Below are 12,152 nucleotides of genomic sequence, written 5' to 3' on the forward strand. Positions count from 1 at the left end.
CTTCTACGGCCCGGCCGGCGATACGGTGGCGCACAGCCGCAATTTCGTGCTCTGCCCGGACGACGCCTATGACCGCTCCCCCTGCGGGACCGGCTGTTCGGCGCGGCTCGCATGCCTTGCCGCCGCCGGGCAAGTGGGCGAAGGCCAGGAGATCGTGCAGGAAAGCATTATCGGCTCCACCTACCGGCTCTCCTACAGGGCCGGACAGAAGGGCGGCGTGATCCCGTCGATCACGGGAAAGGCCTATGTCATCTCCGTGGCCGAACTGGTGTTCCACCCCGAAGATCCCTTCCGCAACGGCATCGTCCTCTGATCCGCGCCGGGAGAGCGAGGCTGCACCGTCACGGCGCCTGCACGACGGCGGCGAGATAGCGCGAAAATGTGTTCGCCCTGAACGGCCGACAATCGGCGATATCCCTATAGCGACTGCGACAGGCCTGCCGTCGCCACGCCGGAAGCCCCGGCGAAACAGGACCCTGCAGATCGCGTCCGGGACAAACCGATGGGTTTCAAGCGCGGTGCGCCGATCGCTCACGCCGGGTCCCCCGGCGCAAAGCGGAAGTGGATGGTGCGATAGTGCTCCAGCGTATGCGCCGGTGCAGCGTGTCCTTCCGGCAGCGGACGACGGGCGATGGCGGAGAAATAGGCAAGGCATGCGTCACGCCACCACTTCGCCTCGCGATGCTGGATTTGGAGAAAAGCGCGCACCTGCTCGAAACGCTGGCTGTCCACCTGCGGGCGCAGGCTCTCCCAGGATTTCATCATGCGCGAAACGCCGTCCACGCCCTCGTCGTAGCGCGTCGCAAGGCCTTCCCAGAGCGTCTTTCCGCAGGTCAGCGGAAAATCCCACGGGACATGGTGAAACCAGAGCAGATAACGCTCGTCGAAGCCGTGCGGGTCGGAAAACAGGGCCGTCACCTCGGGGCTGTACTGGGCAACCGCATTGCTCCCGTCGGACAGGCGGTTGAAGCCGATGCCGTTTTCATCCGCGCGGTTATAATAGGTCGGGTTCCACTCCGGCCGATCCAGCTCGCTCACCCACGGTCCCGGCCCGTAATGGTGGCCCGTTGCCACCTGATGGTGCAGGCCATAAGGCATCATGTAGTTCACCAGCGTCTCGTGAGAGCCCATCATCATGTCAACGACGGTGCGGACGAAACCGGGTTCGTCGGTAAAGGTCATCTTCACCCAGTCTTCGGCAATGGCGGCGGCCGTTTCATCGGGGTTCCATGCCAACCGGCCATAGACATACCAGTTGGCCTGGTTGAACGTGCCGCCCGTCCAGTCGCGGTCGGTCCCGATATTGGCCACCGCGGCAATCCCCGTCACCTTCTGCGGGAAGACCTCACCCTTGAGAATTCTGCTGACGGTTGTTCCCGGTCCGCGCGCATGGGTGTCGAATTTCAGCACTTCCTCAAAGGCCGGTCCGAGATAGGCCAGATGCGTGGCCTGGCCGAGATACTCCTTGGTGACCTGGAATTCCATGACCAGCGGCGTTTTCGTGATCTGCCCGAAGGCGGGCGAGACCGGTTCGCGCGGCTGAAAGTCGATCGGCCCGTTCTTGACCTGCAAAAGGACGTTGTTACGGAAGGTGCCGTCGAGCGGCTTGAATTCGCTCAGGGCTTCCGTGGCGCGGTCGGTGCCGGGGTCGGAGGCATAGACGAAGGCCCGCCAGATCAGGATGCCGCCGTGCGGCGCAAGCGCATCCGCCAGCATATTGGCGCCCTCGGCATGGCTGCGGCCGTAGTCGCCGGGACCGGGCTGGCCTTCCGAATTGGCCTTGACCAGAAAGCCGCCGAAATCGGGAATCAAGCGATAGACCTCGCGCGCCTTGTCCTTCCACCATTGCTGCACGGCGGGATCGGCGGGGTCCGATGTCGCCAGTTCGCCCAAGGCCGAAGGAGAGGCGAAATTGACCGAAAGGAACACCTTCAGCCCGTAAGGCCGAAAGATGTCCGCAAGCTTCGCGGCCTTCTGGAGATAGAATGCACTCAGAATGTCCGGTGCGGCATTCACATTGTTCAGCACCGTACCGTTGAGACCGATGGAGGCATTGGCACGGGCATAGTCGATATAGCGCCGGTTGACGTAATCGGGCAGCGTCCACCAGTCCCAGATGGAATGACCGGAATAGCCGCGCTCGACCGATCCGTCGAGATTGTCCCAGTGATTGAGAAGCCTGAGGTCGAGTTTCGGCGCGGAAGCAAGGTCGATCTTTGCCGGATCGCCGCCCGTCTGGATGTGACGCAGGAAGGCGAAGCAGCCATAGAGCACGCCAATATCGGAGTTGGCGGCGATGGCCGTGACGCGCTTGCCGTCATGGGTCAGGCTGAAAACGCGGTAGCCTTCCTTGCCAAGGTCCGAAAGCGGCAGGTCCAGAGCGGCGATCAAGGGCAGGTTTTCAGGCGTTCCGGCAACGACCGCGCCGTCGCAGATCTCGCCGTCCTGGAGAACCGGAACACATTTGACCAGCATCGCGAAGAAGGCGCGCTCCAGTTCTTCCCGGGCCGCCGTCATCGTCGGGCTTGCAGCGCCGAAAACAAAGGCACGGACGGCCTTGTCCACCGCATCCCGGCGGGGTTCCGCAAGCGGGCGGTAGCGCAGCCAGAGATCATAACCATCTTCGTCGACAGCCGATGCGGCGCAATGTTGGCCGGTCTTGGCCGCTTCCAGTTTGAGCAGGTGCGATAGCAGGGTGTTCATCGATTTATTACCGTCGGAACCGGATGACGCGGGCCGCCGCCGATGGGCCGCTTTCGGCGTCATCCGTATTTCAGGGAGCAAACCTCGCCCGTCTTCGGCGCTCGGGCGCCAAAGCCGGGTCTGTCTGCGGTTTTCAGGAAGGCGTCAGGGAGGAGAAGCGCCTAGCCCGGCAGTTCGTAGTCGAACCATTCAAAATCGGCGGGGAGGCCCTGGCCGCTGATGTCGTAGGCGGCCATGCCGACGAAAGCGCCGGTGAAGTTGTTGCCCTCGCCAACGCCGGCTTCGTCCGACAGGATGGTCGCATCCAGCACGGGACCGACCGCCTGCCAGTCGCCATCGGGCACCCGCCAGCTGAACTGCAGCTCCGTCACATCGACCGTGGCCTGCAGCGCGACCGGCCCGTCGGGCAGCCGCACGGGGTCACCCGAGAAGACGGCCTTGCCGAAGGGGAAATCGCCGAGCGCGGACATGAGCCGGAGCGCCCGGCTGCCGTCGTCTTCGCGGGTGATGCTCAGGAAATGGTACTGGCACTGATTGTACCAGCACATCAGCCCGGCAAAGCTCTGGAAGTCGCGCGGTTCGTAGTCGACGCGCGTGGCGGCCCGATAGCGATGGGCCGTCTGCCGCCGTGCGAGAAGCGCATGCTCGAACATGGTGCCGGGCGATTGCCGGCCGTAAATGCGAAGATGGCCCGGATTGGCGTCAAGTGAGAACAACCGCTCCGGCTCGGGGCTGCGCAGCCACTGGAATGCCTGGGGCAGGGGGCCGGGAGCGAAGGTCGTGCGCACCGCTTCCTGCGCGGGCGCGGCCGGCACAATGCCCTGAGGCCGCGGCGTATGAACGGAGGTCGGATGCAGGCCGCCTTCCGAAAGATAAAGCCACCCGTCGTCCCGCCATTCCACCTTCTGGATTGCCGTTTCGCGGCCGAGCGGCGAACGCCGTTCCGCCAGGTTGGAGCCCGGCAGGTCGCGCCGTGTCTCGGCGCGGCCGGATGCACTGTTGACCGTAATCGGGCGGGAGCAGAGGTGAACCATATAGGTCTCGCTCGCCGCCGTCTCGACGATATCGGCATGGCCACAGCGCTGCAAGGGCGCCTCCGGTGCAAAGGCCGTGGTCAGCACATGCTTGTTGGGATGCACTTCGTAAGGGCCAAGCAGGTCGCGGGAGCGTGCCAGCGTCACGGCGTGGTCGTAGCCGGTCCCGCCTTCGGCCGTCATCAGGTAATACCAGCCGTCGCGGAAATAGAGATGCGGCGCTTCGGTGAGCTTCCGGTCGGTGCCCTTGAAGATGTTGTGAACCGGTCCGACCAGCTTCTTCTCGGCGGTGCTGTATTCCTGCAAAACAATGCCGGCGAACTGGTCGCCATGCCCGGTCTGGCGGTGGTCCCACAACATATTGACCAGATATTTCTTCCCGTCCGGTGCGTGAAACAGCGAGGGATCGAAACCGCTGGAATTCAGATAGATGCGCTGCGACCACGGGCCGGCGATCGAGGGCGCGGTCGTCAGGTAATTCGGCGCATCCTTGAAGCTGCCGGAAAGCCGTTTGACGTCCGTGTAGATCAGCCAGAACAGGCCATCGGCATGGGTCAGGCACGGCGCCCAGATACCGCAGCTGTCCGGGTTGCCGCGCATGTCAAGCAGATCGGCGCGCGCCAGCGGCCGGCTGACCAGCGTCCAGTTGGCCAGATCGCGCGAATGGTGGATCTGCACGCCGGGATACCATTCGAAGGTCGAGGTGGCGATATAGTAGTCGTCGCCGACACGGCAGATCGAAGGGTCCGGATTGAACCCGGGCAGGATGGGATTGGTGATCATGCTGTCTGTCATCGGATTGCCTGCTCGTTTGTGTCGAAGAGATGCCATGCGCCCTGCCGCGGCCGAACGACGAGCACGTCGCCGCGCCGCGTTTCGAACTGGCCGGGCTTGTGTAGCAAAATCTCCGTGCCGTCTTCCAGCTTGCCATGAAGGTAAGTATCGCGGCCGTGCTGTTCGGCAATGGAGACGGCGAACCGCCAGCCGGCGCTGCCGTCTCCGACAACCTCCAGGTCTTCCGGGCGGATACCGAAACTGACATCCTGGCCGTCGCTGACCGGCAATTGTGGGGCCGCAAGGGTGATGTTGCCGAGCTTCGAAGAGCCGAAGGCGAGTTCGCCGTCGCCGACACGAACGATACGGCCATCGAGGAAATTCATCCGGGGCGAGCCGATGAAGCCGGCCACGAACTTGTTGTTCGGATGATTGTAGAGTTCCAGCGGCGCGCCGACCTGCTCGATATTGCCCTTGCGCAGCACCACGATCTTGTCGGCCATGGTCATGGCTTCGATCTGGTCGTGGGTCACGTAGATCATGGTGTTGCCAAGCCGCTCGTGGAGCGCATTGATCTCGAAACGCATGACGACGCGCAGCTCGGCATCAAGGTTCGACAACGGTTCGTCGAACAGGAAAATCTTCGGCTCGCGCACGATCGAGCGGCCGATGGCCACGCGCTGCCGCTGGCCGCCGGAAAGCTGTGTGGGCCGCCGGTTCAGAAGCTCGTCGATCTGCAGCAGCACGGAAGCCGCCTGGATGCGCTTTTCGATTTCCGCCTTCGGCATGCCGATATTTTCAAGCCCGAAGCTGAGGTTCTGCCGAACCGTCATGTGCGGATAGAGCGCATAGGACTGGAACACCATGGAAACGCCGCGATCGGCCGCGGGCGTGCGCACGACGCTTTTCTCATCGATCAGGATGTCGCCGGAGGTCGCGGTTTCGAGACCGGCGATCATGCGCAGCAGGGTCGATTTTCCGCAGCCGGACGGGCCGACGAAGACGACGAACTCGCCGTCCTCGATCTCGAGATCGACATTCGGGATGACCTTGACGGCGCCGAAGGTCTTGTTGAGGTTCTTGAGTTTGAGATTAGCCATCGGTGGTAGCCTTTTACTTGACGCCCGAGGACGCGATGCCGGCGGTGATATAGCGCTGCAGGAACAGGAAGGCGCAGGCCAGCGGAAGCGCGGTCAGGGTCGTCATTGCCAGCAGCAGATGCCAGACAATGCCGTTTTCGGTCTGGAAACCTGCAAGGGCGAGCTGCAATGTGTGAACTTCGGGACGGTTGAGCACGATCAGGGGCAGCAGGAAATCGTTCCAGCGGCTCATCACCGAGAATACGGCGACGACGGCCAGCGCCGGTGTCGAGAGCGGCAGCACGATCCGCCAGTAGATCTGCCATTCGGACGCGTGGTCCATACGGGCCGCTTCCAGGAGCTCGTCGGGAATGGTGAGCATATACTGGCGCAGCAGGAACACGCCCGTCGGCGTGGCCACCGTCGGCAGGATGACGCCCCACAGATTGTTGACCAGCCCGAGTTCGGAGACGATCAGATAGGTGGGAACAAGAATCACGGTCGGCGGCACCATCAGCGTCGCGATGATGGCGACAAGCGCCACGGTCGAGCCGGTGAACTTGTATTTTGACAGCGCGAACGCGGCCATGGAGTTCATCACCAGGGTGATGATCGTCGCGACCACCGTGATGAAGGCCGAGTTGTAGATGTTCAGCCAGATATTGCCGCCGGAGGTTTCCAGCAATTCGCGATAATTCTCGAAGGCAAGATGAAACTGCCGGACCGGTGCTGCGTCATTGACATCGACGGTCACCCGGCCCGCTTCCGGGTTTTCCGGATCCACCATCTGTGCCTTGATGCCGAGGCGGCGGATTTGCGCCATCTGCCTGACCGACCCGTCTTCCTGGGCGACCTCGAACAGCGGCAAAGGCTCGTCATAGCCTTCAACCTCCGTCGTCTGGATCGTCTGCGGCAGAAGCGTCGGCGGATATTCGGACAGGTTGGCGGGCGCCTTGAACGACGAGATCAGCACCCACAGCACGGGCAGCAGCATGACCACGACGCCGAGCAGTAGATAGCCATAGGTGACATAATCGCCCCACGTCGCCTTGATGCCACCCTGTTTGCGCGTCAGGAACGGAATGATGCCGCGACGGTTTTGCGAAGAAGCCTGCATGGTCATTTCCTGTCTCCCGAGAGCTTCATCTGAACGAGCGTGAAGACGAGGAGCGCTGCGCCGAGAAGCAGTGAAGCGGCGGCGGCAAGGCCGTAATTGCGCGGCTGCGCGGCAAAGCCCGTTTCATAGATATACTGAACCAGAAGCATGGTGGCAGAGCCGGGCCCGCCGCCGGTCAGCACGTAAATTTCATCGAAAGTCTGGACCGAGCGGATGACGGCGAGAATGAAGACCACCAACAGAACGGGTCTGAGCATGGGAACGGTGATGCGGGTGAAGACCCGCCAGGGCGACGCCCTGTCCATCTTCGCCGCCTCATAGACATCCTGCGGGATCGACTGCAGTCCGGCGAGCAAGATGATCATGAAGAAGCCCGAATGCGCCCACACGGTAACGAAGATCGTCCAGAAAAACGCCCAGTGCGGATCGGCAAGCCAGGTGAAGCGTTCGAGGCCGAAGACCCCGAGAATGCCGTTCAGGATGCCGTTCCGCTGCAATATCCATTGCCAGGTGAGCGCCACCACAACCGGCGAGAGCATGACGGGGAAGAAGAAGACGCCGCGGAAGAAGCCGCGCGCCCGGATCTTGCCGTTGAGCGCGATTGCGGTGATCAGCGCCACGCCCATCATGAACATCACCTGCAGGGGAACGAACATGACGAGATTGCCAAGCGCGCGCCAGAACAGATCGCGCGAGCAGGTGGCGGGATCGAGATAGTTTTCACAGGCCAGCAGCGTGGCATAGTTCGAGCCGCCGACAAAAGGGCGCTCGTCGAGGAACAGATTGTCGCTGCCGGTCACCGAATAATAGATATTGATGAAGACCGGCAGCAGGGAAAAGAACAGGACGCTCGCCATGTTCGGTGCCAGAAAGGCCCATGGAAGCCGTTTGACGCCGATCGTCTTTTGAAGCCATTTCCACAAGGGGTTGACTGCGCGGGCCGGCAGCGAAGCCGCTGTTCCCAGCATGGTTGAGACCGTACCACTCGTCACGATGTCACCTTCGGGTTTTGTCGCCCCGGACCGCGGCTGCGAACGGCAGCCGCGGCCTCGGGACCGTGATGGGGATCAGTTCCGGGCTGCGGAGATGGCCAGCCGGACATCCTGGTCGATGCGTTCGAGCGCCGTATCGATGTCCATCTCGTTGTTGATCACCTGGCTGATGCGCGTGGTCAGCGAATTCATCATCGCACGCTGGAACGGCCAGCCCTGGAAACGGTAGGCCGCCGGTGCCATTTTCGGAATCTGGTTGATGAATGTGTCGAGCGCGCTCTGCACCTTGTCGGAGACGCCGCGATACTCAATGCCGGATTCGATCATCGACTGCGCCGTCGGGATATTGACGGCCGAGGAGATCATCGTCCGCAGATTTTCGTCGCGCGCGGCGAAGTTCAGGAACTTGCCGACCAGTTCGGGCTCGTCCGTGTGCTTGAAGCCGGCCAGCGCGCCGCCGCCGGGCATGGCAGAGCAGGCGGCAACGCCGCAGGGCGAATCGATCACTTCCCAGTCGAAGAAATCGCCGACCTCTTCATCCAGACGGCGAAGCTGCCAGGAGCCGCCGTAGTAAAGAACCGCCGTCGCATTGACGAAATCGGTGAAGTTGTCGCGCATGGTCGCGCCGCCGACGGCGCCCCAGAGATCGAGCGGCATGGTGCCGTCCCGGTGCCATTCCACGAACTGCGCGATGGCGTTGCGCAGCCCTTCCTCGATAACCGGCATGCCCTCGTCGTCGACAAGCTCGGCGCCATAGGAAATGGCCATGGCCGCGAAGCGGTGGCCGGAACGGTCCATCTCGAAGGGGAAGTCGGTATTGGTCGCCTCGGCGACCGCGTGGGCGGCCGCGCCCCACTCCGCCCATGTCGCGTCGTCGGCGGGCAGGTCGATACCGGCCTGTTCGAACAGCGTCTTGTTGACGAAGCCGCCGGTGACGGTGATCGAATCCGGCAGGCCATAGATGCCGTTCGGATCGGCGTTCTCGCCGCGCATCCAGTCAAGTACCATACCAAATTGCTTTTCAAAATAGGCCTGGTCGACATAGGGCGTGAGGTCCAGATAATATTTGGACAACCCGCCGAGATCCGTCACCACCGAAATGTCGGGTCCTCCGCCCGACGCCAGCTGCACAGGCAGGCTCTCGGCGACCGACTGATAGCTGACCACTTCAAGATTAACCTTTGTGCCCGGGTTTTCCGCCTCGAAGGCGTCGATAACGGGCTGGAGATACTGATCCAGCGCCTGGACCGTGATTTCCTGCGCCTGGGCGCCGCCCGCAAGCGAGATGGACGCTGCTGACAGCGTCAGCGCAGCGAAGCGTCTTGTAAGGCAATTCATGTCAAACCTCCCGGAATGGAATAGAACGTCAATGCCAATCGGCAAGGCGAAACTACCATACCATTATGAAGTGTCAACACGCCTGCGCAGTGCGCGGCGAACGGACGCGCTGTCTGCTAAAGCGCCGTGCGTCCATTCGGACGCACAAAGGACGCTCTAACCTATTGAATCTACGCATCATGCTTTCCGAAAATCGATTCCGATTCTTGGGCCGATGCGCTAGGCGGCGTATGGGGTTTACGCCCGCATTGACGCGCCGCCGCAAACACGAAAATGCGCGACTTTCCGAAGCGGGTTGTCCGTCGAAGTGCCTGAATTATTTGAGTCTTCAGCGCGAGAGGCCGCGATTGAAGACGCAGCGGCAATTGCCCGATGACGTACGGCATCAATCGATCGCCCGCGCCCGGAATCGGTTGATTCCGGACGGAAAAGGCTGGGCTTGGTTTGCGCATAATGTCGTCACAGTGCCGAAAAGTGCGAGTACCCGCATCGATTTTCCGCATATTTGCGCTATATGGTATGGTATCCATTGCCTATGAGGTGGTATGGTTGACAATTGCCGCGACTTTTTGTCGTACCGCGGCCGGAGATGGACATGACGGAAGCGAGTCTCGATTTTCTGGGGCCGGTCGATTTCACCAAGGCGATCGCCCCGCAGGTGCACAGGAAGCTGCGCAACGCGATCATCCGCAATTTTCTTGTACCCGGTCGCCGGGTCTCGGAAGCCGGTGTTGCCGAAGCGCTGAAGGTCTCGCGCCAGCCGGTGCGCGAGACCTTTATCCTGCTTGCCGAGCAGGGCATGCTCGACATCCGTCCCAAGAGCGGCAGCAGCGTTCCGCAGATTTCGATTTCGAAGGTGGTTCAGATTCAGGCCATTCGCGAGGCTATCGAGGCCGACGTCGCGCGCGCGGCGGCGCGGCTGATGACCAAGCCTCAGATCGACGCGCTTTATCGTCAGCTTGAACATCAGAATGACGCGCAGGCGCGCGCCGCTTCCGATTTCATGGAACTGGACGACCTGTTTCACAAGACGCTGGCGCAAGGCGCGGATCTGCCCTTCGCCTGGAACGTGATCGAAATGCAGAAGGCGCAACTCGACCGCGTCCGCTTCCTGGCCTTGAGCAAGGAACCCTCGAAAGGCATACCGGCGCAACACTTTGCCATTGTGGAAGCGATTGCCGCCCATAACCCCGAGCGGGCGGAGATGGAGATGCGCGCGCATCTGCGCGACGTTCTGCGCGACCTGCCCGTCATCGCCCGCAAGTACAGCGACTATTTCAAGGAATAGGCGGGGCGCCGCCGCGCCGTTCCGCGCGGGCCTCGAACGCCCGGACGACGGCGATCATGTCGTCCGCCCTGCTGCCCATGGCCTCCGTCTCCGCATAGAGCGCCGTGCAGGCCTCCATCAGCGGAAAGGCGGCGCCTGCAGACTTTGCCGCGTCGACCACAAGGCGGCTGTTCTTCAGGACATCGGAAATTCCGGCCTGGCGGGCAAAGTCACGGCGCCGGAGCATGTCGACCTTGATTCTGGAAACGTCGCTGGCCATCGGTCCGGCGTTCAGGATTTCTGCGAAGCGGTCCATGGCGAGCCCGTGCCGCGCCGCGAAGTGTCCCGCCTCCGCCAGTCCCGTCACCATGGTGATCAGGAAGGTGTTGACCGCAAGTTTCATCTGCAAGGCCGCCGGCACGGCGCCGCAGTCGAAAACCTGTTTGCAGACCGGGGCCAGAAGGGTGTGCAGGGGGACGAGATCCTCCGGCGCCCCCGCGAGCATGCCGATGAGTTGCCCGGCCTCGGCCGGCTTGCGGGAACCGGAGACCGGAGCCTCCACGTAACGGCCTCCGGCGGCGCTGATCTCTTTGGAAAGCTTGCGGGAGTAGTCTGCCGAAACGGTGCCCAGGGAGACAATGCAATGTCCACCGACCCGTTCGGCGAAGCGGTCCGTTGCGCGTCCGAGAACGCTGTCCGTGGCGCCCTCGTTCTCGAGCATCAGGAGCACCGTTTCGCACCGGGAAAAGAGGTCGTCCACCGTCAACGCCGCGCCAGCGCCGGCCCTTTCGAGCGGCAGGCAGCGTTCCGGCGTCCGGTTCCAGACGACGACCGGCATTCCGGCATGAACAAGGTTCAGCGCCATCGGCGTTCCCATCGTGCCGAGGCCGATGAAGCCTGTCGGTTTGCTCCTCATCGCAAGCGCGTTCTGGTCAGACATGGAACACACCGTAACGCCTCATCCTTGTTTCGAGAAACGAAACTTATGAAAGTGAAAAATTCGGAAAACGGGTATATCGCTCCGTTGACGCAGGCATTGACAAGTCGGTCCATCCGGCGCAATTTCGGTGCGCTCACCCGGGGGGTCCCGACAAGGGGCTGAGATACTGCTGGCTTGCGCAGCGCAGTGACCCGATGAACCTGATCCAGTTCACACTGGCGTAGGGATGGTGCATCGGCTGCGCGGGATCAAGCCTGCTATTCCTATCGGATGCAATGCGCGGCCTCCTCCATTCAACGTCGAACTGGGTCTCCAACGCCAAGAGCTATGGAGGCTCCGACCGATGCAAGATTTATCTCCGACCGTCACCAAAGGCCCGCTGCCGGCGTCCCGCCGCGTCTGGCACAAGGGCGTGCTTCACCCCGATATCCGCATCCCCATGCGCGAGATCGATGTGCATCCGAGCGCCGGCGAGCCGCCCGTCACCGTCTATGACAGTTCCGGCCCCTATACCGATCCGGATGCCGCCTTTACCATCGAGGGCGGCCTGCCGCGGCTGCGCGAAGACTGGATCGTCGCGCGCGGCGACACACAGGCCCATGACGGCCGCCATGTGAAACCCGAGGACAACGGCTTTGCCGAGGGCGCGCGCCTGGTGCCGGAATTTCCCGTGCGCCATCGGCCGCGGCGGGCGACGGGCGGTCGCGCCGTGACCCAGCTGGCCTATGCCCGCGCCGGGATCGTGACGCCCGAAATGGAATTTGTCGCCATCCGCGAAAATCTCGGGCGCAGGGCTGCGAAAGAGGCCTTGATGCGCGATGGCGAAGCCTTCGGCGCAACGATCCCGGATTTCATCACGCCCGAATTCGTACGAAATGAAGTGGCGGAAGGCCGGGCAATCATCCCCG

At 62.5% G+C, this 12,152-nt stretch carries 9 protein-coding genes, 1 pseudogene and 1 riboswitch; of the genes and pseudogenes, 3 read left to right on the forward strand and 7 right to left on the reverse strand.

What is annotated here, in order from left to right; genetic code table 11:
• A partial coding sequence (locus AC5DC2_RS11050; protein ID WP_491698510.1) for a proline racemase family protein occupies positions 1-313 on the forward strand: 313 nt, incomplete at its 5' end.
• Positions 314-531: 218 nt separating this feature from the next.
• Here the strand turns inward: AC5DC2_RS11050 and AC5DC2_RS11055 are convergent.
• The 6 genes from AC5DC2_RS11055 to AC5DC2_RS11080 all read right to left on the reverse strand — a co-directional run bounded on the left by AC5DC2_RS11055 (position 532) and on the right by AC5DC2_RS11080 (position 9,037).
• Entirely contained in the window at positions 532-2,703 is a 2,172-nt protein-coding gene (locus tag AC5DC2_RS11055; protein ID WP_491698511.1) for an alpha-glucuronidase family glycosyl hydrolase, read from the reverse strand.
• 161 nt (positions 2,704-2,864) lie between these two features.
• Entirely contained in the window at positions 2,865-4,532 is a 1,668-nt protein-coding gene (locus tag AC5DC2_RS11060) for a glycoside hydrolase family 43 protein (RefSeq protein ID WP_491698512.1), read from the reverse strand.
• Positions 4,529-5,611: an ABC transporter ATP-binding protein gene (locus AC5DC2_RS11065; protein WP_024707633.1), complete on the reverse strand. Its 1,083-nt coding sequence runs from the start codon at positions 5,609-5,611 to the stop codon at positions 4,529-4,531. The genes AC5DC2_RS11060 and AC5DC2_RS11065 overlap by 4 nt, the downstream gene beginning before the upstream one ends.
• 13 nt (positions 5,612-5,624) lie before the next feature.
• Positions 5,625-6,713, reverse strand: coding sequence for a carbohydrate ABC transporter permease (locus AC5DC2_RS11070; protein ID WP_491698513.1), 1,089 nt, complete (start codon positions 6,711-6,713; stop codon positions 5,625-5,627).
• The gene (locus tag AC5DC2_RS11075) at positions 6,710-7,675 is read right to left on the reverse strand and encodes a carbohydrate ABC transporter permease (RefSeq protein WP_024707631.1); all 966 of its coding nucleotides are present in this window, start codon (positions 7,673-7,675) and stop codon (positions 6,710-6,712) included. The genes AC5DC2_RS11070 and AC5DC2_RS11075 overlap by 4 nt, the downstream gene beginning before the upstream one ends.
• Before the next feature lie 99 nt (positions 7,676-7,774).
• Positions 7,775-9,037, reverse strand: a complete 1,263-nt coding sequence (locus AC5DC2_RS11080; RefSeq protein ID WP_491698514.1) for an ABC transporter substrate-binding protein — start codon at positions 9,035-9,037, stop codon at positions 7,775-7,777.
• Positions 9,038-9,632: 595 nt separating this feature from the next.
• Between AC5DC2_RS11080 and AC5DC2_RS11085 the strand changes: the two genes are divergently transcribed.
• A complete protein-coding gene (locus tag AC5DC2_RS11085; protein ID WP_024707629.1) occupies positions 9,633-10,325 on the forward strand; it encodes a GntR family transcriptional regulator in 693 nt (230 codons plus the stop codon).
• On the opposite strand, the gene AC5DC2_RS11090 is transcribed toward AC5DC2_RS11085, so the two are convergent.
• Positions 10,315-11,244 (reverse strand): NAD(P)-dependent oxidoreductase, encoded by a 930-nt coding sequence (locus tag AC5DC2_RS11090; protein ID WP_491698515.1) that lies wholly within the window; start codon positions 11,242-11,244, stop codon positions 10,315-10,317. The genes AC5DC2_RS11085 and AC5DC2_RS11090 overlap by 11 nt on opposite strands.
• Before the next feature lie 128 nt (positions 11,245-11,372).
• Positions 11,373-11,489: riboswitch (TPP riboswitch) on the forward strand.
• Between the two features lie 98 nt (positions 11,490-11,587).
• Here AC5DC2_RS11090 and AC5DC2_RS11095 point away from each other — a divergent pair.
• Positions 11,588-12,152: pseudogene (locus AC5DC2_RS11095) on the forward strand (phosphomethylpyrimidine synthase ThiC); the annotation flags it as partial.

It is taken from the genome of Martelella sp. (genome assembly GCF_984369615.1).